This is a genomic window from Geobacter hydrogenophilus, assembly GCF_018501225.1.
Classification (GTDB): domain Bacteria; phylum Desulfobacterota; class Desulfuromonadia; order Geobacterales; family Geobacteraceae; genus Geobacter; species Geobacter hydrogenophilus.
Genome location: NZ_JAHCZI010000017.1, coordinates 1 through 24935, shown reverse-complemented (window position 1 = coordinate 24935; position 24935 = coordinate 1). Strand labels below are relative to the sequence as shown.

The window sequence follows — 24935 nt, the reverse complement described above, 5'->3', positions numbered from 1 at the left end:
CATTCCGGGCATCCAGGCAAGCGGACCGGAATCGGTCGGCCCTTGGAAGCAGTCGGGTGTCTTTACCTAATATCACAGAATGGTGGGTTGTCATGAACCGTCCTCAAGGGATTAAAAAGATAGCAATAAAATAGAATGCATGCTAACTATATTTCATGCACAAAGACAATGTGATTGACATGCTTACCCTTACCGTACGCAGGCAACTCGTCCTCCAGCGGCCACAACTGATGCTCGCGGTCCGCGGTACCGCTGCCGCCCTCATTTCCCTTGCGGTAGCCGTGCTGTTGCGTCTGGAGTCTCCCTACTGGGCGGCAATGACGGCGATCATCGTGATCCAGCCGACACGGGGGCTTTTGCTGGAGAAGAGCTATTACCGCCTCGTCGGCACGGCCATCGGGGCCGCGGCAGGGCTGCTGCTCATGCTGCACGTCACGTCGCCTCTGGTCCTCACCCTTGCGCTTTCCCTCTGGCTGGCAGGGTGTGTCGGCATCGGCAACCTGATCTATGGCCTTCGCTCCTACGCCATTCTTCTGGCCGGTTGTACCTGTGCCATCATTGGCGCCCGCGCCTACCAAACCCCCCTCCATCTCCATGACCTCGCCTTCGGAAGAATCGCCGGGACGATCGTCGGAATCATGGTCGCGACGACGGTCACGCTCCTGTTTACCCCCCGCCAGCCGAAGGACGACTATGTGGACCGACTGCGCCGGGTTTCCGGGGAGGCCGTCGCGTGGCTGGCGCTGCTGCTGCGTCATGGGGGCGAGAGTAGCCAGGCGCGGCTGGAACAGGAAATTCTGCTGGAGATCGCAGAGATCGAAAGCCTCATCGATGTTGTTGGGGCGGGGTCGCTGCGCTTCAAGAGGAAAAAGCGCCACATTCAAAGTCTCGTTGCCTCGCTTCTCTCCCTTCTGGCCGCCGGTCGGTCGGTTGCCCAGGGAAGCGGTCGGCATGCCTCCAGCGACGATCGATTGAGCCAACGTGTCCTGCGCCTTGAGGAGGTTGCCGGCAACCTGAAAGGAGACACGACTGCCGCGTCATGCATCGACGATCTCCAGGAGATTGCGACCGAGACCGTGGCCAATCTTCCCATTCTGGGGGAGGCGCTGACAGACCTCGTGTCGGCCCTTCGACTCGTTCTGTCGGCGTTCGATACTGCGCCCGGCATACCCGAAGAGGAAAGCGCGAGTCGGCTCATTCGCCATCGGGATTGGAGTGCGGGGCAGAGGGCTGCGCTGCGAGCCGCTGTCGCTATCCTCACCGTGGGGCTGATCTGGCAGGTGACCGGGTGGAAGCAGGGGGCAGTGATGCTGATGCCCGCATCCATCATGGTCAGTCTCTTTTCCACGCGGGATTTTCCCGCCGATACACTGGTTCACGTCTTTGTCGGCGCCTCGATTGGTTCCGCGGCTGCTCTTTTTTGCCGGCTGGTTTTGCTGCCGGGGGTGACCAATCCCCTCGTTGAAGGAGCCGTAATCGCTCCGTTGATCCTTCTCGGCGTTTTCGCCATGCAGTATCGACAAACGGTGGCTGCCGCCACTGACGCCACGCTCATCTTCATGTTCGTCGAGCAACCCGGCGTCCCGCTCACCGGTACGGCTTATGACCTGCTGACCGGCGCCTTTGCCACCGTTGCCGGTATCGGGATTGCCTGGGCTTCGTTTCACTACCTGATGCCGATCAATCCGGCAATGCGGATGCGTTCCCTTCTGAGTGCCATTGTGCGGGACCTTCACGCCATGGCAGAGAGTGAATCCTCCCTCATGGCAGAGCGATTGCTGGCGCGCCTTCATCACCGTGTCATCCGCCTGGTCGCCATGGCAAAGAGCTTCGACGCCAACCATCTTGTGGTGGTGGAGGGAGGACTGGCGGCACTGGTCATCGGCAGGTGTATCCAGCGCCGGAAGGAATTGGAAAATAATGGCCTCCTTTCTGCGGAGCCCCATGGGGCATATCAGGAGACCGTGGCTCAAATAGCTTCTGTTCTGCAGCGACCGGAAGGAAGTCTCCCGGTGCTGGAGAGCGCGGCTGCCAGACTCTGTGCGGCACTTGGCCCCCACTATTGCCACCTCAACCCTCGAAGCCAGGAAAATCAACAAGTTATTTCCGGTGCAGCAGTGCCTCCTGGAGACGAACGCGTCTGTTTTGAATAATTGCTAGTGTCCCAGATAAGAGGCGTAAATTTTTGTTGACATAAAATAGGTATTGCAGTACTTATTTACCATAATGCTTAAATTTTGAACGCCCGGCCCAGAAGCAGGATGCCGAATAACAACACCAACCCAGAAGAGTCAAAAAGGAGGAAGACATGGAGCTCAAAGGAAAAAATGCAATTGTTACCGGGGCTAGTCTTGGTATCGGCAGCGCCATAGCGCTGGACCTGGCGAAAAGCGGTGCCAACGTCGCCATCAACTACCGCAAGCACAGCGAAGAGGCCAACGCCATCTGTGCGGAGATCCATAAGATGGGGCAGAAGGCCATAGCGGTCCAGGCCGATGTTGCCAGCTTCAAGGATGCCCAGACGATGGTGGACAAAGTCGTTGCCGAATTCGGCAGCGTCGACATCCTGGTGAACAACGCCGGCGTCAACCGCGACGCCGTCATCTGGAAGATGACCGAGGAGCAGTGGGACGATTGCCTCGCCATCAACCTGAAGGGGTACTTCAACTACTGCCGCGCCGTGGCACCGCTTATGAAAGAGCAGGGGAGCGGCAAGATCGTCAACGTCACCTCCATCAACGGCATGCGCGGCAAATTCGGCCAGACGAACTACTCCGCCGCCAAGGCCGGCATCATCGGCCTGACCAAGGCCCTTGCCCGCGAACTGGCCAAGTCCAACGTCAACTGCAACGCCATCGCCCCCGGCCTCATCGAGACCGAGATGATGGCAGCCCTGCCGGAAGACGTGAAACAGAAATCACTGGCCGACATCGTCCTTGGCCGCATGGGCAAGCCGGAAGAAGTCGCCTGGCTGGTCACCTTCCTCTGCTCCGAGAAGTCCCGTCACATCACCGGCGAATGCATCAAGGTGGACGGCGGCCAGTACATCTAATTAACTCTTAATTCGCAAAGCGATGGAGGTTCCAATGCGTGAAGCAGTAATCGTCGATGCTGTCCGTACTCCGGTGGGGAAATTCAACGGCGCCCTGAAAAACGTCCGCTCCGACGACCTGGCCGCCCACTGTATTTCCGAACTGGTGAAGCGTAACAATCTCGATCCGAACTTGGTCGAGGACGTGGTGCTCGGTTGCACCAACCAGGCGGGCGAGGACAACCGGAACGTCGGACGGATGGCGGCGCTTCTGGCCGGTCTGCCGTATTCGGTTGCGGGGCAGACCATCAACCGTCTCTGTGCCTCGGGCCTGAATGCCATCAACAGCGCGGCCCAGGCGATCAAAGTGGGCGAAGGGGATGTTTTCATTGCCGGCGGCACCGAATCCATGACCCGTGCTCCCTTTGTCATGGCCAAGTCCGAATCTCCCTTTTCCCGAGACATCAAGGTGTTTGATACGGTTATCGGCTGGCGGTTCACCAATCCGAAGATGACTGAACCCTATGCCAAGGAAGGAATGGGCGAAACCGCCGAGAACGTGGCGGTGCGGTATGGCCTCACCCGCCAGGAGCAGGACGACTTTGCCCTGGAAACGCAGCGCAAATGGGCTGCCGCCGATGCGGCCGGCAAGTTCAATGACGAGATCGTTCCCGTGGTCATTCCCCAGAAGAAGGGGGACCCGATCATCGTCTCCAGGGATGAATTCCCCCGCGGCAACGACGTCACCATGGAGCAGCTTGCCAAGCTGCCGGCTGCCTTCAGAAAGGAAGGCACCGTCACCGCCGGCAACTCCAGCGGCATCAACGACGGCGCCGCAGCGCTCCTCCTCATGGAGGCCGAAACCGCCAAGAAGCTCGGCTACAAGCCCCTTGCCAGGGTCGTGGCCAGCGCGGTTGCCGGCTGCGATCCCTCGTACATGGGGCTCGGTCCCATCCCGGCGGTCCAGAAGGTGCTGCAACGGGCAGGCCTGAAGATCGAGGATATCGACCTCTTCGAGCTGAACGAGGCCTTTGCCGCTCAGTCCATCCCCTGCATCCGTGAACTGGGGATTGACCCGGCCAAGGTGAACGTCAACGGCGGCTCCATTGCCATCGGCCACCCCCTCGGCTCCACCGGCGCCCGGATCACCGCCACGCTGGTCCATGAGATGAAGCGCCGTGGCTCCCGCTACGGTCTCGTGTCCCTCTGTATCGGTGTCGGACAGGGAATTGCGACGATCTTTGAACGCGTGTAAGTGAGCAATGGGAGGTGGCATGGAGATCATGCCACCTCTTTTTTTATGGGAGCTTGATATCCAGCATGAACGGTGAAGTATTAAATGTTGCGGCTGTGCCGCAGTTGAAGGATTCCTCCCTGGAGCTGCACGGGGGGGTAGCTCTCCTTACCTTCCAGCGGGACGATGTGCGCAACGCCCTGACCGGAACAACCCTTGTCGATGATATCGTGCGGACGGTGCAGTGGGCCAACACCTCGTCGGAAGTCTCGGTGCTGGTTGTCACCGGCGCGGGGGCGGCGTTTTCTTCCGGCGGCAATGTCAAGGAGATGCAGGAGAAGAGCGGCATCTTCGCCGGCGGGCCCGTCGATGTCCAGGACCAGTACCGGCGCGGCATCCAGCAGGTTCCGCTGGCCCTCCACCGGGCGGAGATCCCGGTCATTGCCGCCGTCAATGGCCCGGCCATGGGGGCCGGTCTCGATCTGGCCTGCATGTGCGATATCCGCATCGCCTCGGACAAGGCCTTGATTGGCGGAACCTTCATCAATCTCGGCATCATTCCGGGGGATGGTGGCGCCTGGTTCCTGCCACGCCTCGTGGGGTACCAGCGGGCCGCGGAGATGCTGTTCACCGGAAGGGTCATGAAGGCGGCGGAGGCGCAGCAGTTGGGCCTGTTCCTGGAGGTCGTGGAACCGGAGGAGTTGCTTCCGCGGGCACGGGAGCTGGCCGGTCAGATTGCCGCCAAACCTCCCCAGGCATTGCGCCTCATGAAGCGTCTGCTCAAACTGGCCCAGCGCAGCGACCTGCCGGATTTCCTCGATGCGACCGCCTGTTTCCAGGCCATGGCCCACCATGCTGACGATCATCTGGAGGCGGTCACGGCCTTTCTGGAAAAACGGGCGCCCCGCTACAGCGGGCGGTAGTGGCCGCCCGTGCTGAATATTCTACGGCCGGGAGCGCGATTATGACCTCTGAGATTATCGATGTCCACATGCATTGCTTTGTGGGACGCCAGCAGGAGGCGGCTCTTGCCCGCGATATGGCCCTACTGCGCCGTGAAGGGCTCAGGCGGATGGTTGTCGCTGGTTTGGTGAATACCCACCCGGATCCTGAAACCACCTGGAACCTGATTCCCGATTACGTCGAAAATCATGGGGATCCCCATTTCAACGAAGCGGATGATTTGCTGGCGCTCGCGGAATCCGTGGATCACGCCCTCTTGCCGTTCGTCGATACGCGCTACCTGCGGGGCGACGTAGCGACAGCCCTTGACGGGTACATGGGGCAGGGGTTCAAGGGGGTCAAGGGGATCTATCTCCCTGACAACGAGAACGACCTCGGTGTCGGCAACGTGCCGGATACCCTTGGCATCAGTCTCGAACAGTATCGTCGCAGGGAATGGGACCTGTTTGCCTACGCCGAGAACCATGATCTCCCGCTGCTCTACCACATGGACGCCCGCCGGTACGGCGACGTGATGAAAGACCTTCTGGACGATTTCCCCCGGGTACGGGTCAATTTCCCCCACCTGGGGATCGGCCGCAAGGCGTTCAGTGCGTTTCTCGACCGCTATCCCAACATCTTTACCGACATTGCCGGTCTCCTGCCATACATGCGGAGCAATCCTGCCGGCTACCGCGACTTTATCATGCACTATCCCGACCGGGTCTGCTTCGGAACTGATACCTTTCTCTACCAGGCCGGCGCTGCCCTTGACTACATCAGCATGGTCAGGGAGCTGAGATTGCCCGAAGATAATGAAACCCAGGTGTTCAACGGTAATCCTGCAAGGTTCCTGGGGCGGGCATTATCTGCCGTATAATATGGGCATGCATTTAGGTGAAATAATGTTTTATTAATTGACAATTGTCTAACCTCTTGCATAAACTCAATTATATTGTGCAGAAAGATAACCTGGAATAAACGCTGTCGCGATCCCGGTTAATAATTTTCAATATGTGATGATTGGTGTGTCGGGTGAGCGAGGGGAAGGTTTTTCATGAAATGTGCCGATGATAACGCACTGGCTGGGTCGAACGGGAACCCATTGGCAGAGTCCGGCAGCGCAGGGGTTCTCAGGATAGATACCGACCTCGCAATTGTTTCTCTCGACGAGACCGCTGGAAGACTGCTAGGGGAAGCTCCTGAACCCCTGCTGGGAAAGAGAATCGGCGATGTGATCGATCTGGCGAACCTCGGCAACCTCATGCGAGGTGGCATCAGTTTCAGCAACCAGGTCATAAAGGCGAAGACAGGCTCCATAGTCTGCGATTACGTGCCGATCGTCGATGGCGACCGGATCGTGGGGGGGACACTCTCTCTCATCAGAATGCTCCCCGACGACCTCACCAACTCGACTGACGAGTTGGGCGAGATTCTTCGCTCCACCAATTCCTTCCTTAATTTTGACCATGACGGCATCATCGTTGTCGACCGCAAAGGGGTTGTGGTCCTGGTCAACCAGTCCTTCGCCAAGCTGTTCGACACGACCCCTCAGGCCATGATCGGCAAGCACATTCGCCAAGCCTACACTACTACCTCCCAGCCCTCGCGCATGCCGATGGTTATGGAAACCGGCAAGCCCGAGATCGGGGTTGCCCATTACCTGAACGGCAAGCAGGTTTACGCCAGTATCTTCCCGCTTATCAAGGAGGGGAGGGTCATCGGTTGCGTGGGAAAGATCCTCTTCAGCGACATACGGGAGATCACGCTCATCGCCAACAGGCTTCAGGCCGCGGAACCGCAGAAACAGCAGCGACATACCACGGGGGCCGAGATCCACTTCAAGTACGATATCAACAGTATCGTCGGTCAGAGCAGAAAGATCGTGGAGTTGAAGGAGACCCTGCAGCGAGTCGCCCTCAAAACCTCCAACATTCTCCTGCGGGGGGAGAGCGGGACCGGCAAGGAGCTTTTCGCCCACGCCATTCACTCCGCCAGCAACCGGCGGTATGCGCCATTTGTCAGCATGAACTGTGCGGCCATCCCCGAACACCTTCTGGAGTCGGAGCTTTTCGGCTATGTGGAGGGGGCCTTCACCGGTGCCAAGAAGGGGGGGCAGCTCGGGAGGTTCGAGCAGGCCCATACCGGCACCATCTTCCTTGATGAGATCGGCGACATGCCGCTCTATATGCAGGCCAAGATGCTGCGGCTGTTGCAGGAGAGGGAGCTGACGCCGCTGGGGAGCACGGTTTCGAGGAGTGTTGATGTCCGAGTGGTGGCAGCGACCAACAGTAACCTGGAGCAGCAGGTAAAGGAGGGGAAATTTCGGGAAGACCTCTACTATCGGCTCAACGTGGTCACCTTCGCCATCCCTCCGCTTCGGGAGCGGAGGGAAGATATACCCTTGCTCATCAGCAGCTTCATCTCCAAGTTCAACACCGAATTCGGCCTTGACGTGCAGGGACTTGATGACGACGCGTGGGACATCATCAGCCGCTACGACTGGCCCGGGAACATCCGCGAACTCCGCAACGTCATAGAAAGCGCTTTCAACGTGGTTGTCGGGCCTCTGATCCGAAGAGAGCATTTACCCGACCAGCTTTGCCGGCTCTTTCCCCGCGAAGGTATTGAGTCCGCCCGTGTCGCTGCCTCGGGAGCCGAGGAGTTTATCCGCGCCAGCCTCGGCCAAAAAGACATCAGCCAGATTATCGACGACTTTGAAAAACTCCTCATTCATGAGGCAATCGAACTCAGTCATGGGAACAAAGTCCACGCCGCCCATCTGCTGGGAATCTCCCGGCAGGGACTCTACAAAAAACTGCATAAGCATGCCGGCGATGATGGCTGTCCGAGCTGAATGTCCCATCCATTATTACGAATCTCAATCATGTTGCCACTTGATGGTTTCCCCGATCCCCCGCCTGCTTTTACTTGTCCTCCGATTTCTCCATACATCCCCTCCTGAATCCGATAAACAATGTTTTAAGGCAAAACACCTTGCTTGCCTGAATAGGGGCTTGGATTTGATAAAGCGTCCGTACCATTCCCGCGAGATAGCGCGCAAACAGAGTAGTGACAACAGTCGTTTACATTTGTTTCTTAGGCTGTAAACAAATGAGTTTTTATTGGATTGACGATGATCTTTACGGTTGTTGCAATTAATTACCATCTGTCCTGTGACAACGGTGGTTTACTGCATAAATGTTAGAGATTATTTAATAATTGAAGGGTGTTTGATAATCCTGTGGATTTACAGCGCATTAGCGACGGCATCGTGCTTTTTGAAAAAATAACATTGTTTGGTATTGAGATTGCTATAGGTAGTGTATCGATGTTTGGCGCTGAGGGGACATCGCCCGCGAATGGAGAATGTCCCGAAGGATGTATATGCGATTGGTGCAGTGAAGTGTCCAGTCCATCAGAACATACTCACATAGGGAGGTAACGGTCATGAACGTCGTCACACTGAGCAAAAAGAATTTCCAGCAGGAATACCAGCAGAAACTCTGTACAGCGGCGGAAGCAGCATCAATCGTGAGGTCTGGCGACCACCTCTGTTTTCCCCTTGGCGTGGGGGAGCCGACTCTTCTCGTGAAAGCCTTGGCGGCACGCAAGCGCGAACTGGAAGGAGTTGTTGTCAACCAGCAGCATCACCTCTGCCCCGACTATTTTACCGAGGACTCCGTTCCCCACATCAAGGTCAACGCCTGGTTCACCAGCCACGTTTCCCGCGAGGCGGTCCAGAAGGGATGGGCCGACTTTGTCCCCAACCACTTCAGCGAGGTTCCCAAGCTTATGAGGGAGTATTGGCCCGTTGACGTGGCGGGGACGGTGGTTTCCCCCATGGACGAGTACGGCTACTTCACCTGCAGTCTTTCCGTGGGCTATACCATGGAGGCGATTAGAAAAGCCGTGCAGACCGGCGGCAAGGTTGTGGTACAGGTGAACCCCCAGTGCCCCCGTACCCACGGCAACTGTCATATCCATATTTCGGAAGTTACTCACATCATTGAGTGCGACGAGCCCCTCAAGGAGCAGGATATTCCACCCATCTCTCCCATCGAAGAGGCAATAGGCGGCTACATAGCGGAAATGATCGATGACGGGTCCACGGTCCAGATGGGGTGGGGCGGCATTCCCAACGCAGTCTGTAATGCTCTGCTCAAGAAGAAGGATCTGGGAATACACACCGAACTGATTTCCAATGGCATCGTCGACCTGATGCTCGCCGGCGCGGTAAACAATTCGCGCAAGAACCTTCACCGCGGCAAGACCGTCGGCACGTTTGCCCTGGGGACGCGGAAAGTCTTCGATTTTATGAACGAAAACCCGACGATCGAGATGCATCCCGTGGACTACGTCAATGATCCGTACGTCATTGGCCAGATCGACAACATGGTCGCCATCAACGCCACCATCCAGGTGGATCTCCTGGGGCAGTGCTGCTCCGAATCCTTTGGCCACCTGCAGTGGAGCGGCACCGGCGGACAGGCCGACTTTGCCCGCGGCGCCAACAGATCCCGTGGTGGCAAGGCCTTCATCTGCACGGCGGCAACTGCCAAGAACGGAACGGTATCGTGCATCGTGCCGACACTGGCGCCGGGAGCTTCCATCACCACCAGCAAAAACGATGTGGACCATGTCGTCACCGAGTTCGGGGTTGCCAAGCTCCGGGGCCAGACAGCCAGGCAGCGGGCCATGAACCTGATCAATGTCGCCCATCCCGACTTCAGGGGCGAGCTCATGGAGGCAGCCCGGAGAATGAACAGGATCTAGCAGCAATAATAGATTTGGCCCGGTACCCTCCCGGACTGGGACCAAGCACCGTACGCCCGGAAGCAGTTTTCCTGCGGCGTATGGTGCATTTTTTTTGACGGACACGCATGGAGAGGCCCGGCAGAGAAATGCTCCGGGTTTTTTATTTTTATGATATGCTGCGATTCCCGCGTAGCGGAATTGAATCGCTAGAGGGGAAGAGGTACCACGTGTCGACCCGTATCAGAATTCTCCCTGAAAACCTGACCAACAAGATTGCTGCCGGCGAGGTGGTGGAGCGCCCCGCCTCGGTGGTGAAGGAGTTGGTGGAAAATTCCCTGGACGCCGGATGTCGCGACATCATTGTTGAGATCGAGGCGGGGGGGCGGCGCCTCATACGGGTCACCGACGACGGGAGCGGCATGTCCAGGGAGGACGCCCTCCTTTCCCTTGAACGCCACGCCACCAGCAAGATCGCCTCCGATGAGGATCTCTTCGCCCTCGGCACCCTCGGTTTCCGGGGAGAGGCGCTCCCCTCCATTGCCTCCGTCTCCCGATTCTCCCTTGCTACCCGCCAGCGGGGAGCCATCGAAGGGACGGAGATCTACGCCGAGGGGGGGCGAATCAAGGAGGTGAAGGCCTGCGGCATGGCCGAGGGGACGGTCATCACCGTGCGGAACCTTTTCTTCAATACGCCGGCGCGGCTCAAGTTCATGAAGAGTGCCGAGACCGAGGCCGGCCATGTGGGGGATCTCCTCACCCGCCTCGCCATCTCCCGCCCCGAGGTGCGCTTCACCTATGTGAACGACGGCAAGACCGTTTTCCGGGCCCTGAACGGCACCATGGAGGAGCGGGTGGCAGCGCTGCTGGGGCGCACCATTGCCGGTGCCCTGTACCCACTGGATTCCACCGTGGAGGGGGTGGCGGTGCGGGGGCTCGTGGCCCGGCCCGATGTGAGCCGCTCCGCCGCAGGCCATCTCTACACCTTCATCAACGGCCGCTTCATCCGGGATCGGGTGGTGCAACACGCTGTCCTCCAAGCCTACCGCAACTTCCTGGAGCGGGGGCGCTACCCCGTGGTGGTCCTCTTTATTCAGGTGCCGGCAGGGGAGGTGGACGTGAACGTCCATCCCACCAAGCATGAGGTCCGGTTCCGGCAACAGGGGGTCGTTCACGACGTGATCCAGGGGGTGATCGAGGAGGCGCTTCGCCCGACCCCATGGTTGCGCAAGGATTCGCCGTCAACGGTTTCCTCACCCGTCCCCGAGCGTCGCGAGCCAGCCACGAGTTCGGAACGGGTCGCCGAGGTGCGGGAGCTCCTCGTCAACTACCGTCCATCGCCGGCCCCCAGCCGTCCCTTCTTTCAGCCTCAGTCTGCCGTTATTCCGGCACCAGACCATTCCGAGGAGGAACCGGACCGGTCCATGGATCGCGGCTACTTCTCACGGCTCGCGATCATCGGTCAGTTCCATGCCTCCTACATTCTCTGTCAGGACGGAAGCGACCTGGTCATCATCGACCAGCATGCGGCCCACGAACGGGTGGCCTTCGAGCGCCTCAAGGCCCAGTTCGCCGCCGGCGGGGTGGAAGGGCAGGGGCTCCTTTTCCCCGACACCCTTGAGCTCTCCCATCGTGAGGCGGCGGAGTTGCGCGAACATGGCGAGGAACTGCGCCGCCTCGGGTTTGACCTGGATGAGTTCGGCGGCACCACCTGGGTGGTGAAAGGTGTGCCGCGGCTTCTGGCCGGGAAGGACTACCTCCGCATCCTGAGGGATACCCTGGAGGAGTTCCAGGCGGTCGGAGCGAACCGTTCCGTTGCCGACGCCGTAGAGGAGATCCTTACCCGCATTGCCTGCCACAGCGTGGTGCGGGGAGAGCACCCCCTCACCACCGCCCAGATCGAGTCCCTGTTTGCCCAGATGGACGCCACCGACTACTCAACCAACTGCCCCCACGGCCGCCCTGTCCTTCAGCGGCTCACCCTCGCCGAGGTGGAGCGGATGTTCAAACGGTAGGAGTGATGGCGTGAGGGAAGAAGAAAAGGCCAGGCTCGTCATCGTCCAGGGACCAACGGCTTCGGGAAAGTCGGCGTTGGCCCTGGAGCTTGCCGAGCGGATCGGCGGCGAGATCGTCAACGCCGATTCCATGCAAGTCTATCGGGGCATGGACATAGGCACCGCAAAGCCTTCCCAAGAGGAGCGCCGGCGGGTTCCCCACCACCTCTACGACATTGTCGATCCCGATGTGAATTTCACTGCAGCCGACTTCCGCGAGCACGCATCCCGGGCGATCACGGAGATTGGGCGTCGGGGGAAGCGGGTCGTTCTGGTGGGGGGCACCGGTCTCTACATCAGGATTCTGACTCAAGGGCTTGTGGATTCTCCCGGCGGAGACGACAATATCCGCCGCGAACTGGAAGACCGGGCCCACAGCGAAGGCTTGGAGTCCCTGCACCGGCGTCTCGCCGCGGTCGATCCCGTTGCAGCAGCCCGGCTTCACCCCAATGACGGGGTCCGAATCGTGCGGGCGTTGGAGGTCTTTCTCCTGACGGGGCGTCCCCTGTCGGCCTTTCAGGAGGAGCACCGCTTTGCCGACGAGCCCTACCGCTGCCTCAAGATCGGCATATCCGTCGAGCGGGAGCTTCTCTACCGAAGGGTGGAGGAGCGGGTGGACCGGATGATCGCCGAGGGGCTTGTTGAGGAGGTGAGGGGACTCCTGTCAGCCGGATATCCTGCAACCCTCAAGGCCATGGGCTCCATCGGCTACCGGGAAATCTGCGCCCACCTTGCCGGTGGATTCTCCCTCGATGAGGCCGTGCGGCTCATCAAGCAGAACACGCGGCAGTATGCAAAACGCCAGATGACATGGTTTCGCCGGGATTCGGAAATTATCTGGGTTGAATATCCGGGGAAGTTTGATAGTATCTTGAGTACTGTCATGGGATTTTATCATTAAAGGAGCGGCATATGGCAAAAGCACCGTTCAATATCCAGGATCAATACCTCAACCAGTCGCGGAAAGAGCGGATCAAGGTTGCTGTTCGGCTCATGTCGGGAGAAAAGCTCGAAGGGTACATCAAGTCATTCGACAATTTTTCGGTTCTCATGGAGATCCAGGGCGATATGCTGATTTACAAGCATGCCATTTCGTCCATCACCTCCGTTGACGGTACCTTCAAACTTCACCAGTAACCCCCTTCCACCGGGGCGTAACCGGCCCTTCCCCCATTGACGGGGGAGGGCCGGTTGCGTCTTGCCGGCAGATATTTTTCCGTGATCACCTATCTCAAAGAATACTCTCCATTCATTATTCTCGGAGTGCTCGTCCTGGCGGGGCTTTTCTTTGCCTGGTCGCTCAGTTCCATTTTCCTTCCGGTGCTCCTTGCCCTAATCCTCGCCTATGTGCTCAATCCGCTCGTGTCATGGCTGGAAGGGAAGCGGGTTCCGCGGGTCGTGGCAATCCTGCTGGTCATGGCCGGGATTGTTGTCGGCTTTGCGGGGGCATTCGCCTTCTTTGCCGGTTCCATCCAGAACGAGCTGGCGGCGGTGCAGATCAACCTCCCTGATTACGCGAACCGTTTTTACGGCCTTATCCCCGAGAAGGTGAAGGTTTATCTTCAGATTGAAACCCCGGATAAGCTCTACCGTCAGGTGGACCGGATGCTGAACGAACTGCGCGGCATCTCCTTCGACATTGCCCGTGGGGCCTACGATTTCGTGAAAAAGGCCTTCTCGTCGACCCTGGGGTTCATCCTGACCGTGGTCGGCTATTTCATCACGCCGGTTTACCTCTACTACTTCCTGGCCGATCTGCCCCATTTCAAGGAGGGGGTTCTGAAACTGGTGCCCGAGCGTTCCCGGGAGACGGTAACCGGTCTCGGCAGCGAAATCGACGGTGTCCTTTCCGCCTTCGTGAGGGGGCAGCTCTCGGTCTGCGCCATTCTGGCGGTCCTCTACAGCATCGGCCTTTCCCTGATCGGCGTTGACCTGGCAATCGCGATCGGTACCCTCTCCGGCATCCTCTTCATCATCCCCTATGTGGGGACCATCTTCGGAATTGTGGTGTCCATGACCATGGCTTTTCTCAAGTTCCACGACCTGCTCCATCCACTCCTCTGCCTCGGCTGGTTCGTGGTCGTGCAAGCCATCGAAGGGGCGCTCATCACCCCGGCCATCGTCGGCAACAGGGTGGGGCTCCATCCGGTGGTCGCAATCATCGCTCTTTTCATCGGCGGGCAGTGGTTCGGCATTTTCGGCATGCTCCTGGCGGTCCCCGTGGCGGCCGTTCTGAAGGTTTTTCTCCGCCACCTCACCGGCTGGTATCTCACCACTCCATTCTACCGGGGGACCTGATGGAAGGACTTCTTATCGACTACGTTCAGCCGGGGACCATTGCTGAAGAGCTGGAAATAGAGGCTGGTGACCGCCTTGTGGCCATAAACGGCCAACCGCTCCGCGATATTATCGACTTTTCGTTCTATGCCCATGACGAGGAGCTCACTCTGGAAATTGTGAAACCCTCAGGGGAGCGCTGGGAGGCGGAGATAGAACGAGACGGCGATGAGCCCTTAGGCCTCGTTTTTGCTCCGCCCGTTCCGGCCCAGTGCGGGAACAAGTGCGTCTTCTGCTTTGTCCACCAACTCCCCAAGGGGCTTCGGCGACCCCTCTACGTGAAGGATGAAGACTACCGCCTCTCTTTCCTCTACGGCAACTACGTGACCCTGTCCAATATCGGCCGTGACGACCTGGACCGGATTGTCGCCCAGCGTCTCTCTCCCCTCTATATTTCGGTCCACGCCACGAACCCCGCTCTGAGGGAACGGCTCCTGGGTCGCACGGAGATCCTGCCGATTCTTGACGTGATGCGGGAGCTGGCTGCTGCCCGCATTGCCATGCATACCCAGATTGTCCTCTGCCCCGGCCTGAACGACGGCACCGAACTTGAGAAGACGGTCCGGGATCTGGTCGAACTTCACCCCTGGGTTGAATCCCTTGCCATTGTCCCGGTTGGCCTCACGAAACACCGGCGTGGACTCCCCGCGCTGGAGCCGGTCACGGCCAGCTATGCCAAGGCCTTCATTCGTGACTGGCAGCCTGCGGCGGAGCGTCTGGAGCGCGAGTTGGGAGCGCCGTTTCTCTTTATCGCCGATGAGTTTTACATCAAGGCCGGACTCCCGTTTCCGCCCCTTGAAGCCTATGGCGACTTACCTCAAATTGAGAATGGTGTCGGCATGATTCCGCTTTTTCTCGACGAGGCAGAGCGTGTCCTCAAGAAGGCCCGGAAGGGGAAGCCTGTTACGGTCACCGTCGTAACCGGCGAATCCCCCTATCGCTATCTGGCTGCATTTCTCGAAAGGCTCTCGGCGAGGACAGGTGCCACTTTCAAACCCGTGGCGGTTCATAATCGACTCTTTGGGGAATCGGTTACGGTGACCGGCCTCGTTGCCGGCAGCGATATCGTCGAAGAGTTGTCGGGAAGGGATCTTGGTGATGCGGTCTTGATTCCCGATGTGATGCTCAAGGAAGGAGAGGGAATATTTCTGGATGACCTGTCGGTGGATGGCCTGGGAAAGTCCCTCGGGACCCGGGTGTTGATTGTTGAGGCAACACCTCAGGGGGTAGTGGATGCGTTGAGGCGGGCGCGGTCCATGTAGGTCGTTGCCGCTTGTTTATTCAATGGTGCCACAAACCAGAAACGGCGGAGTGTCCTAACACTCCGCCGTTTCTGGTTTGTGTATATTTACATTGGTATTACATGTTGTGACACTTGACGCAGTCGTCCTTCACCGAGAAGGCGTCCTTGCCGTTGTGGCAGGTGCCGCAGGAAGCTCCCGCTTCCATCTGGGCCATGGTGGCAGAGGAAGCACCCTTCCTGTATTTGAATACTTTTGTGTGGCAATCGGCACACTTGAACATCCCGAGATGGAACCCATGGTCGAAGAAAGCATCGCCGACGCTTGTCTTGTAGGTCAGCTTGCCCGGCTTGAGACCCGGGTGGCATTTCCCGCAGTCACCGGTGGAGGCGAAGGCGTCCTTGCCGTTATGGCAGGCGCCGCAGGATTTGCCGTTCGCCATGTCGGCCATGGTGTTATGTTTGGCGCCAGCCCGATATACGAAGAGCTTTGTGTGACAGTTGGCACATTTGTACATGCCAAGATGGAACTCATGGCTGAACGTGGCGTCGGCAACTCCCTTGATCTTGAACGCTACGGTTTTCGGCGGCGCCATTCCCTGGTGACACTTGCCGCAGTTGCCGGAAACGGTAAACGCCTTCTTGTCGTCGTGGCAGGCGCCGCAGGATTTCCCTTTCTCCATCTGGGCCATGGCAACCTTCTTGACACCAACTATGTTCGGGTTGCTATGGCAGGTACGGCATTTGCCACCGAGCTTGGGAACATGGATCTCATGCTTGAAAGCTACTTCAGTGGCCCCCTTCATCTTGAAGACTACTGGGCGGGGTTTGCCTTTGTGGCAACGGACGCAATCAGCGTCATTGGCAACACTGAAGGCTTTGATGCCGGTGTGGCAGGCGCCGCACGACTTACCTTTTTCCATCTCGAGCATTGTGTAACGTTTACGATTCTTAAGATTGAAAAGGGTGTTATGACAAATACGGCAGTTGTTGTTATACTTGGCAAGATGATAGTCGTGGCTGAAAACGACAGGTTCCGCGTTCTTGAGCTTGTAGGTTATCTCTTTGGTTTCCTTGGCCGTTGCCGGCAATGCACAGGCAAGGAAGAGCATGCAGGTGATCGAGATTGAACGAAAATTCATGATGTGTCCCTCATATAGTGAAGTTCGGCTGATTGACAGTTTATAAACGCCGTACTATACACTTGAGGTGCCTGGTCGTCAACGCAAAATAGCCAGTTGCCATGCGGCATTGGGGCTGATTGTATAGCATGAGGAGGCATTGATGCGGAGGTGGCAAGAACGATGAAACAACTTATCATCGCTTTGGCAGTAGTGACTGGGTTCAGTGGTGCTGCTCGGGCTGATACCTATCGATGGGTCGACAATAAGGGGGTTGTCAATTTCACCGATAATCCCGACCTAATACCATCCAAGTACCGGAAGCGTGTCCGGAAGAGTCCATCGATGGCAAGCCCGACGCCCTCAACGGAGAGTAAGCCAGAGTCCCGCCCGCAACGGCAATCAACGCCCCCTGCAAACAGTTCCGAGAAGAAACCCACCGGCGGTCTTTCCGAGCAAGAGTGGCGTTCGCGATTTGCGGCTCTTCGTTCGGAACTGAAGGCTCTGCAGGACGGGCTACCCAAGAAACGGGAGGCCCTCGATCAACTTCGTCGCAAGCGGACCATTTATCAGCGCCCCCAGGATAGAGTGGCCTACAATGAGCAAATGGACAAGATCGAGCGGGATGAAGCACGCATCAAGGAGTTGGAAGCACAGCTTTCCGCCCTTGATAACGAGGCAAGCAGGTCAGGGGTGCCGTTTGAGTGGCGGAAGTGAAAAATGGTGTTGTTCAAGTAAGTAGCCTATTGATGTTTGTACGATATTTTGCTCAAGAAATTTAGTGACTTGACGAAAAGGTGTGAGGAGGAATTTAATTGGATAACGTCAAAATAAACCGGAGAGAAAAAAATGGACAATAACATTGTTCAAGAAGAGTTTTTGAGAAATATCGGTCTGTTGACGGTTGAAGAGCAAAAGCATCTCAATTCCTCACGGGTTGCGGTTGCCGGCGCAGGGGGAGTTGGTGGCATCCATGTTCTTACCCTGGCCCGGCTTGGAGTTGGTCGCTTCACCATCGCTGATCATGATACGTTCGATGTGGTCAACATTAGCCGGCAATTCGGGGCATTCCACAGCACCCTCAACCGCAATAAGGCGCAGGTGCTGGCGGATATGGTGAAGGATATCAACCCGAATGCTGAAGTTCGCGTCATGGAAGAGGGAGTTACGGAAAACAATATCCATGCTTTTCTTGAGGGCGCTGATGTCTATGTGGATAGCATTGATTTTTTTGAGATAGACATGCGCCGTCTGATTTTCAACACCTGCCGTGCAAAAGGCATCTACGCACTGACTGCTGCACCCCTCGGTTTCGGCGCCACGTTGCAGGTTTTCGACCCTGAAGGGATGAGTTTTGATGACTATTTCGGCATTGATGACCAGACTCCTCCACTGGAGAAAATAGCAGCTTTTGCCGCCGGTTTGACTCCCAATCCCTATCATCTTTCCTATATGGATGCTACTAAGGTGAGTTTTAAACGCCGGACCGGTCCTGCCGTATCTCCCGCCTGTACCATGGCCGCTTCACTCGTTGCGACGGAAACGGTCAAGATCCTGACCGGAAAGGGTGAGATTCGTCCCATCCCCTGTTATCTTCAATTCGACATGCTCCTCAACAAGGTCAAAATGGGGAAAATTGCATTGGGGGCGAAAAGCCCGTCTCAGAAGAAAAAGCGTCGTCTCATCATGGAAAACCTGCTCATGAAGTCGGAGGAACAGCAATGAAGTATCGTGAAGTGCTGGAAGCCGCCGTCCGTGCACCCTCGGGTGACAACTGCCAGCCGTGGCGTTTCGCCATCGAGAACGACGTAATACGCATATTCAATATACCCGACAAGGATACGTCGCTCTTCAATCTTCGGCAGAGGGCATCCTATGTGGCACACGGCGCTCTGCTTGAGAATCTTGCCATTGCCGCATCAGTATTCGGTTATGCTCCGGACATATCCCTTTTCCCCGACAGCCAGCTTCCGAACCTTGTTGCCGTGGTTCGGATGAAAGAGGAAACCACTCCCGCAGACTCTCTCTATGAGTACATCCCCAAACGCTGCACGAACCGTAAGCGTTACAATGGGGGGGCTCTCTCTGCCGCCGAGAACCAAACACTCCTGACTGCTGCTGGGCATATACCCGGTGGAAAGGTTGCGCTGACGGGGAGTGACCGGGAAAAATCTGAAGTTGCCGAAGTTATTGCCCTGAACGACCGCCTGATTTTCGAAAACGAGCATCTCCATGCCTTCCTTTTTGAGCATGTGCGATGGAGCGACGCTGAAGCGCGTGAACGGGGTGACGGGCTCGATATAAAGACTCTGGAACTGGCGCCGCCGGACTCCCTTGCTTTTCCGCTGCTTAAGAGCTGGCCGCTGGTGAGCTTTCTGAAGAATTTCGGCGTACCCCGAGTAATAGCGGGATCCGCTCGAAAACTTGCCCTTTCAGCCGCTGCAATCGGGGTTGTTTCGGTTCCGGGCAAAGGGGATAAGGATTGTATCACTGCAGGCCGGCTCATCGAGCGAGTGTGGCTCGAAGCGACGAAACTCGGTCTAAGTTTTCAGCTTATGACGGGGATAACGCTTCTCATGCGGAGGGTGCTCGATGGAGAGACAGAAAATATTTCTTCTCGGCACGGAGAGCTGATAAGGAAGGCCTATGGGACGCTCGCCAATCGTTTCGGAATTGAGGATGGTTCTCTGTTCATTATGTTCAGAGTTGGCAGGTGTGGACCGCCCAATGTGTATTCGATGCGGTATCCTCTGGAAAAGGTGATTGGTATCTCTTGATCAAATTGTCAATTACGGAGCGGGTTCTGCTTCCAGAAGATGGAGCAGTCCATCGTCCAGACGCATCAGAAAGCGGGGTTCATGGGCTGAGGAGAACAGCGAAGCCCCGTAGTAGTCCTTTGAGGTATCGAGCCTGCCAAGAATCAGGGGGGTGCTCCATTCCCCGTTTTGATAGCTCAACATCACGTCACCCTGCCGCTGAAGCACCTCATAGTTCGTTGTTTCGCAATCGATCCGCCGGTAGAGAACCCACAGCCGATGCGTCAACGACAGCCCGAATTCCTGGGTTCGCTCGACGTATTCCGGAAAATCCTGGAAGATTTTTCTCTCGTCGGCCGTTATCCGCACAATACTTACCAGTGAGCGTTTAGCGAAAAAATATGGCTCCATTCGAAGGGTGGTGCCTTGAGTACAACTGCCATTCATGAAATTCCCATCTCCATCAGAAGCATACATGATCTCAGAGCGATTGTTCTGATAGGCAAGAACAATCGTTTTGTTAACGGAATCGGCAAGGGCTGAAAGGTAGGGGAACTCTCCTTCAGGTCCGTGGATTCCATCCTTTCTTCCAATGAAATCAGTTCTGAGCCAATCGAGCTTGACCCCTTCCATCGTTTCCTTCAGATGGAGAACACTGATCTCGTGATAGCTATCCCGCTTGAAAAACACCCAGATGCTTCCGTCAGTTGGGTGCTGTGCCATGGCCCAGCGCGTCGCGACCGGGGTTCCTTCTTTGCCGGGTGCTAAGATGGGATAGTTGGTCTTAATCTCCCCCTTTGGGCCGACGTGGACAAGACCTATGTCCAGCCGACGATCTGGATGGTATTCGAACTGGTACCAGACTGCGATGACTCCTCCACTCGACAATTTCAGCATTGCTCCTGGCCGGGTATCTTCATCCCCCACCTTGGTTACAGAGACACGTACTGCCTTGTCCGGCAATCGGCTGTTGTTGGATTTCAGCAGTTGGTAATGTCGCAACATCGTCCGTCCTAATACCCCTGACCATATCCAGAGATCGGAGGGGCTTGTCAGGAGATATTCGGCATTGGCGCGGTCATTCAGATCAAAACGGTCTGGGAGTGGTATGTGTGACTCATTTCCAGAGCCATCATACATATAGAGCCAGTCTCCGGAGGATTCCGTCCGGTAGAGAAACGCCGATACTTCCCTGTAGGAGGCGATTCTCCCTGTACCCCATGGCAAGAGCTGCCCGTTCGTTGCAGGATTTGTGACGATCCTATTCTTCACGAGATAACCAGCATGGGCGTCTGGACGGAAATGCAGCATTATCAGCAGCCCTATGATGAGGGCGGCAACAGCCCTGTTGAATCTCATGAACTCCTCCCTCAGAGACTCTTACCACACTGACAATCAGTTTCAAGTACTGGTGAATCGCTGGAGCGATAAAAAAGGGAGATGGTTTCCCATCTCCCTTGGTACAGAGGAGCTAATTATTGCAGTGAATTGCAGAATCAATCATCGTGATGACTATCACTGCTTTCGTGGTCGAAGAAGTTGAGACAGCTTGATTCTCCGTCGTGCGAGCCGCAGTAGGTACTGCTGTAGTGGTCGTCGTCATAGCTTGAGCATGATGAAGACGATACCCGGCAGAACTTCCCGCCATTCAGGCTATACCCCTCCACAACGGTGAAGGAACCAATTCCCATCCCTGGATAGATCGGTTTGGAGCAATCCGTGTAGATCGTAGCTTTGTAGCTGTCGTTAACGTAGATCTTCACGTATTGACCCATGGTTCCATTGGTGGACTTGCCGGTGAAGTTGAAGCTGCTGTCCGGTGCAACAGAGCCGTAGAACAGCGTCTGGCCATTGCTGTCTTTCACGACGACCTTTGCAATACAATCACCAGTGTACTTGAGTACCAGCTTCGTTGTCCCACCACTGCATTGACCGCAGGTCGGTGCAGGGGGAGGCGGAGGCGTGCATGAACCGCTCCCGCCGCACACCAGTTTGCCATTGATGTAATCGTCAAGTGTCAGATACCAGGGTTCTGCCTGCTTCCAGGCATAACTGTCACCGGCAACTCCACTCCCGACAGGGTGCAGAGCCATCCATGCGTCGGATTTGGCGATGGTGTCGGTTACGCAGGAAGAGTCGCCGCAGCCCATGGCATCCAGTTTTGCTGCCACCAGTGCCTTGAACAGGGTGTATGTCTTGTCTCCGCAGACCGGAGTGTTCATGAGGCTGATGGCCTGGGCCTTTGTATACGTCTTGCCACCGATGGTGATTGATTCCACCGGCCAGGCTTCAGGATGGTTCTTCCAGTAGCCGGGGGATTTCGGCGCGGTTCCGTCGCACCCGTAATAGTAGCCCTTGTCGGTATCAGTAGTGGTTACGCCGCCATATGTTCCTGTTGCCGTAGCGGTGTTTACCTGGAGTCCGGCCTTGGCCGGCAGGGGCCCGATTGTGCAGGTGAAGGAACCGTTGGGATCCAGCGCGGCCGGTATTGTGCAACTGCTCACGCTGTTCTTGTCGTCGGTGAGAGTGAGGTTCGTCAAGGTAGTTGATCCGGTATTGGTCACGACGTACTTGAAGTAGACCTTGCCGCATGTCGGTGAGGGATAACCGCCACTTCCGCTGCAGCTGGATTCCCGATCGCTTTCCTCTCTTGAACGCTCTTCACACCTTGTCTTGTCATAACTGTCGTCGCAGCGATAGTGACGCTTGGAATCGCCGTGATCCCTGTCATGATCATCACATCCGTAGGGACTGTTCTTGCAATTGTCGATGTCGCGCTCGTCGCACTTGCCATCGCGGTTGTAGTCGGCGTGGTCCCTATCATGCTCATACTCGGCCTTATCCTGGCACGAGGTCTTGTAGGAACTGTCATCGCAACGATAGGTCCGTTTCCTGTTGCCGTGGTCGCTGTCGAACTTGTCGCAAGCGTCGCGATTGTACTTGCAGTAGCTGATGTCGCGCTCGTCGCACCTGCCGTCGCGATTGTAGTCGCTGTCGTCCTTGTCACTCTTGTTTTGCGAATACCGGGCCGATTCGCAGAGGGTCTTGTTGGAGCTCTCGTCGCAGCGGTATGAGCGGGTGAAGTTGCCGTGCCCCTTGTCGTGCTTGATGCACTCCTCATCGTTCCCCTTGCAGTAGTCGATGTCGCGCTCGTCGCGCTTGCCATCGCGGTTGTAGTCGCTGCGGTCCTTGTCTTGCTCCTGTTGTGCGTAGGAACCACATGAATACTTGTTGTAGCTGTCGTCGCACCGATAGGTACGTTTTGTCAGCTTATGGTCCCTGTCGTGCTCGTCGCACCGCTCCTGCTCATTCTTGCAGTAGTCGATGTCACGCTCGTCGCACTTGCCGTCGTGATTGTAATCGCTGCCATCCTTGTCATGTTCACGCTGGGAGTAGGAGCCACAATCTTCCCTGTGTTCGCTGTCGTCGCACCGGTAGGTGCGCTTGCAGTTGCTGTAGTCACGGTCTTGCTTGACGCACCGATCCTTGTTTTCCTGGCAGTATTTGATGTCGTCCTCGTCAAGCTTCCCGTTGTGATCGTAGTCACTGCGGTCATGGTCGTGTTCTTTCCGGACCCTGTCCTCGCACGATGACTCGTTGGAACTGTCGTCGCAGCGGTAGGTGCGCTTGCCGCTGCCATGGTTCTTGTCGTGCTGATCGCAAGCAGAGCGATTGTACTTGCAGTAGTCGATGTCGCGCTCATCGCACTTGCCATCGTTGTTGTAATCTCCGTCATCCTTTTCGTGCTCTGTGCGTGCCATATCCTCGCACTTCCCGCCGCTGGTGCTGTCGTCACACCGGAAGCGCCGTTTGAGGTTGCCACGGTCCCTGTCAAACGAGTCACAGGATGACTTGTTGCTTTGGCAGTAGGCTACGTCGCGCTCGTCACACTTGCCGTCGCGGTTGTAGTCGCTACGCTCCTTGTCAGACTTCTCTTCATCCTTCTTCTTGCTTTCGCACGTGGTCTTGCTGGAGCTGTCGTCGCACCTGTAAGACCGCGTAGCGCTGTGATGGTCGGCATCGTGCCGGTCGCAGGTGGATTTGTTGTACCTGCAGTAATCGATGTCACGCTCATCACACTTGCCATCGTTGTTGTAGTCGCTGTGATCCCGCTCGTGCGCATCCTCTGCCTTGTCTTCGCAGTAGGACTTGTTCGAACTGTCATCGCAGCGGTGCTTGCGCTTGTTGCTGCCATGCTCGGAGTCGTGCCTGTCGCAGTCGTATTTGCTCGACTTGCAGTAGTCGACATCCTTTTCGTCGCACTTGCCATCGTGGTTATAGTCGCAATGCTCCTTGTCGTAGTCCTCTTCGCAGGTGGCACACAGCGCGACCTTGAGGACATCACTGCTGTCCGTGTGGAACCAGGTTTTTCCGTCGATGGAGACGTATTTTGCGATGTCAATCTTTGTAGTAGTGACTGTGACCGTAGAATCGTCGCAATCAGTTACCACGACGGCGCCAGCCATTCCTTCCGTACATGCGGTGTTTGTGAAGCCGTTGAGCACCATCGGAGCAGTACAGGTGTAGGAATAAACCTGCCCCGGGTTTAGGGTGCCGATGGTCGTATTGCATGCAGGCACCAACTGATCGGTAACTTTGACATTGTTCAATGCCACGTTGCCGGTGTTGGTGACAACGATTGCAAATGGAACATCTGATCCGGCAGCAAAGCTTCTGGTATCAGGGCCTTCTGCCTGCTTACGGATGTCAATGCTCGCCTTGACACCGAAGTAGTGGCTCGGATTCTGATCGGTAACGGTAGTGTTGCCATACGTGCCCGTTACGGTACCCATGTTGACATACTGGCCCATAACAGCGGTGCCCGTCTTGGTGCAGGTTTGGGAAGCACCAACTGCCAGGGGACCAATGGTACAGATAGCGCCGAGCTTATCGTCGGTGACGACAACGTTGGTGAGATCCACGTTGCCGGTGTTGGTAACTACGTACTCCCACTTGACTTCGCCGCCAACCGGGATGTAGGGACCGGGAGCCAAGTCGGCGTCGTCGCCGTTGGTGTATTTCTTGATGCTAATTAACGGCATTGGTGTGAAGAAGCCGAAGTCGATGGTCTGGTCGGAGGAATTGTTAGCGGGCAGCGTCACGGTTGCGGGGCTGCCGTTGCTGTCGGTAGCGGGGGTACCCTGGCCGGTGGGCGACGGGGTGTAGCCCGCGGGGGTCGGCACGGTCACCGTGTAGGTGCCCTGGCACAGGCCGGTGAACTGGTACATGCCGCTGGTGTTGGTGTTGACCGTCATGTTGACGGGGGTGCCGTAGATGTTGGTGCCGGTGATGGTGACCGGAACGCCGGAGAGGCCCGGCTCGCCAGCATCCTGGACGCCGTTGTGGTTCAGGTCGTTCCAGACGAAGTCGCCGATCGATCCGGTGCAGGGTGTGAAGAAGCCGAAGTCGATGGTCTGGTCGGAGGAATTGTTAGCGGGCAGCGTCACGGTTGCGGGGCTGCCGTT

General features: G+C 57.0%; 18 protein-coding genes. 15 read left to right on the top strand and 3 right to left on the bottom strand.

The genetic code is table 11. The annotated features are described in order from the left end of the window. The first annotated feature begins 179 nt into the window (after positions 1–179). From KI811_RS17450 to KI811_RS17395, 12 genes are all read left to right on the top strand, one after another. Positions 180–2153, top strand: coding sequence for an FUSC family protein (locus KI811_RS17450; protein ID WP_246551852.1), 1974 nt, complete (start codon positions 180–182; stop codon positions 2151–2153). A gap of 155 nt (positions 2154–2308) precedes the next feature. Beyond that, on the top strand, positions 2309–3052 hold the full coding sequence (fabG, locus tag KI811_RS17445) for a 3-oxoacyl-[acyl-carrier-protein] reductase (RefSeq protein ID WP_214187749.1): 744 nt from the start codon (positions 2309–2311) through the stop codon (positions 3050–3052). 34 nt (positions 3053–3086) lie between these two features. Continuing rightward, positions 3087–4286, top strand: a complete 1200-nt coding sequence (locus KI811_RS17440; protein ID WP_214187748.1) for a thiolase family protein — start codon at positions 3087–3089, stop codon at positions 4284–4286. A gap of 65 nt (positions 4287–4351) precedes the next feature. Further along, positions 4352–5188, top strand: a complete 837-nt coding sequence (locus KI811_RS17435; protein ID WP_214187747.1) for an enoyl-CoA hydratase-related protein — start codon at positions 4352–4354, stop codon at positions 5186–5188. A gap of 41 nt (positions 5189–5229) precedes the next feature. Further along, complete coding sequence (locus tag KI811_RS17430; RefSeq protein ID WP_214187746.1) at positions 5230–6087, top strand: amidohydrolase family protein; 858 nt, start codon at positions 5230–5232, stop codon at positions 6085–6087. Positions 6088–6264: 177 nt separating this feature from the next. Continuing rightward, complete coding sequence (locus tag KI811_RS17425; RefSeq protein WP_214187745.1) at positions 6265–8064, top strand: sigma 54-interacting transcriptional regulator; 1800 nt, start codon at positions 6265–6267, stop codon at positions 8062–8064. Positions 8065–8657: 593 nt separating this feature from the next. Further along, positions 8658–9983: a succinyl-CoA:cyclohexane-1-carboxylate CoA transferase gene (locus KI811_RS17420; RefSeq protein WP_214187744.1), complete on the top strand. Its 1326-nt coding sequence runs from the start codon at positions 8658–8660 to the stop codon at positions 9981–9983. 209 nt (positions 9984–10192) lie between these two features. Then, positions 10193–11977 (top strand): DNA mismatch repair endonuclease MutL, encoded by a 1785-nt coding sequence (mutL, locus tag KI811_RS17415; RefSeq protein WP_214187743.1) that lies wholly within the window; start codon positions 10193–10195, stop codon positions 11975–11977. 10 nt (positions 11978–11987) lie between these two features. Next, the gene (gene miaA, locus KI811_RS17410; RefSeq protein ID WP_214187742.1) at positions 11988–12917 is read left to right on the top strand and encodes a tRNA (adenosine(37)-N6)-dimethylallyltransferase MiaA; all 930 of its coding nucleotides are present in this window, start codon (positions 11988–11990) and stop codon (positions 12915–12917) included. Between the two features lie 11 nt (positions 12918–12928). Then, positions 12929–13153: an RNA chaperone Hfq gene (hfq, locus tag KI811_RS17405; RefSeq protein WP_004514053.1), complete on the top strand. Its 225-nt coding sequence runs from the start codon at positions 12929–12931 to the stop codon at positions 13151–13153. An 81-nt stretch (positions 13154–13234) separates the two neighbouring features. Next, a complete protein-coding gene (locus KI811_RS17400; protein ID WP_281875745.1) occupies positions 13235–14314 on the top strand; it encodes an AI-2E family transporter in 1080 nt (359 codons plus the stop codon). Beyond that, positions 14314–15615, top strand: coding sequence for a DUF512 domain-containing protein (locus tag KI811_RS17395; RefSeq protein ID WP_214187740.1), 1302 nt, complete (start codon positions 14314–14316; stop codon positions 15613–15615). Before KI811_RS17400 ends, KI811_RS17395 begins: the two co-directional genes overlap by 1 nt. A gap of 97 nt (positions 15616–15712) precedes the next feature. Here the strand turns inward: KI811_RS17395 and KI811_RS17390 are convergent, their stop codons facing one another. Continuing rightward, on the bottom strand, positions 15713–16735 hold the full coding sequence (locus tag KI811_RS17390) for a cytochrome c3 family protein (RefSeq protein ID WP_214187739.1): 1023 nt from the start codon (positions 16733–16735) through the stop codon (positions 15713–15715). Between the two features lie 162 nt (positions 16736–16897). Here KI811_RS17390 and KI811_RS17385 point away from each other — a divergent pair, with 162 nt between their 5' ends. The 3 genes from KI811_RS17385 (at position 16898) to KI811_RS17375 (ending at position 19491) form a co-directional block, all read left to right on the top strand. Next, a complete protein-coding gene (locus KI811_RS17385; protein WP_214187738.1) occupies positions 16898–17431 on the top strand; it encodes a DUF4124 domain-containing protein in 534 nt (177 codons plus the stop codon). A 132-nt stretch (positions 17432–17563) separates the two neighbouring features. Continuing rightward, the gene (locus tag KI811_RS17380; protein ID WP_214187737.1) at positions 17564–18439 is read left to right on the top strand and encodes a ThiF family adenylyltransferase; all 876 of its coding nucleotides are present in this window, start codon (positions 17564–17566) and stop codon (positions 18437–18439) included. Then, positions 18436–19491 (top strand): nitroreductase, encoded by a 1056-nt coding sequence (locus tag KI811_RS17375; protein WP_214187736.1) that lies wholly within the window; start codon positions 18436–18438, stop codon positions 19489–19491. Before KI811_RS17380 ends, KI811_RS17375 begins: the two co-directional genes overlap by 4 nt. Before the next feature lie 12 nt (positions 19492–19503). Here KI811_RS17375 and KI811_RS17370 read toward each other — a convergent pair whose 3' ends face one another. Together KI811_RS17370 and KI811_RS17365 are read right to left on the bottom strand one after the other, a co-directional pair. Then, positions 19504–20829 carry a hypothetical protein gene (locus tag KI811_RS17370; RefSeq protein ID WP_214187735.1) on the bottom strand — a complete coding sequence of 442 codons (1326 nt, stop codon included), beginning with the start codon at positions 20827–20829 and terminating at the stop codon, positions 19504–19506. Positions 20830–20966: 137 nt separating this feature from the next. Next, on the bottom strand, positions 20967–24935 hold a 3969-nt coding region (locus KI811_RS17365; RefSeq protein ID WP_281415270.1), incomplete at its 5' end, for an SdrD B-like domain-containing protein.

Coding starts and splice junctions, on each gene's coding strand:
- KI811_RS17450 (WP_246551852.1), top strand. CDS start 180: ATGCTTACCCTTACCGTACGCAGGCAACTCGTCCTCCAGCGGCCACAA.
- fabG (WP_214187749.1), top strand. CDS start 2,309: ATGGAGCTCAAAGGAAAAAATGCAATTGTTACCGGGGCTAGTCTTGGT.
- KI811_RS17440 (WP_214187748.1), top strand. CDS start 3,087: ATGCGTGAAGCAGTAATCGTCGATGCTGTCCGTACTCCGGTGGGGAAA.
- KI811_RS17435 (WP_214187747.1), top strand. CDS start 4,352: ATGAACGGTGAAGTATTAAATGTTGCGGCTGTGCCGCAGTTGAAGGAT.
- KI811_RS17430 (WP_214187746.1), top strand. CDS start 5,230: ATGACCTCTGAGATTATCGATGTCCACATGCATTGCTTTGTGGGACGC.
- KI811_RS17425 (WP_214187745.1), top strand. CDS start 6,265: ATGAAATGTGCCGATGATAACGCACTGGCTGGGTCGAACGGGAACCCA.
- KI811_RS17420 (WP_214187744.1), top strand. CDS start 8,658: ATGAACGTCGTCACACTGAGCAAAAAGAATTTCCAGCAGGAATACCAG.
- hfq (WP_004514053.1), top strand. CDS start 12,929: ATGGCAAAAGCACCGTTCAATATCCAGGATCAATACCTCAACCAGTCG.
- KI811_RS17395 (WP_214187740.1), top strand. CDS start 14,314: ATGGAAGGACTTCTTATCGACTACGTTCAGCCGGGGACCATTGCTGAA.
- KI811_RS17390 (WP_214187739.1), bottom strand. CDS start 16,735: ATGAATTTTCGTTCAATCTCGATCACCTGCATGCTCTTCCTTGCCTGT.
- KI811_RS17385 (WP_214187738.1), top strand. CDS start 16,898: ATGAAACAACTTATCATCGCTTTGGCAGTAGTGACTGGGTTCAGTGGT.
- KI811_RS17380 (WP_214187737.1), top strand. CDS start 17,564: ATGGACAATAACATTGTTCAAGAAGAGTTTTTGAGAAATATCGGTCTG.
- KI811_RS17375 (WP_214187736.1), top strand. CDS start 18,436: ATGAAGTATCGTGAAGTGCTGGAAGCCGCCGTCCGTGCACCCTCGGGT.
- KI811_RS17370 (WP_214187735.1), bottom strand. CDS start 20,829: ATGAGATTCAACAGGGCTGTTGCCGCCCTCATCATAGGGCTGCTGATA.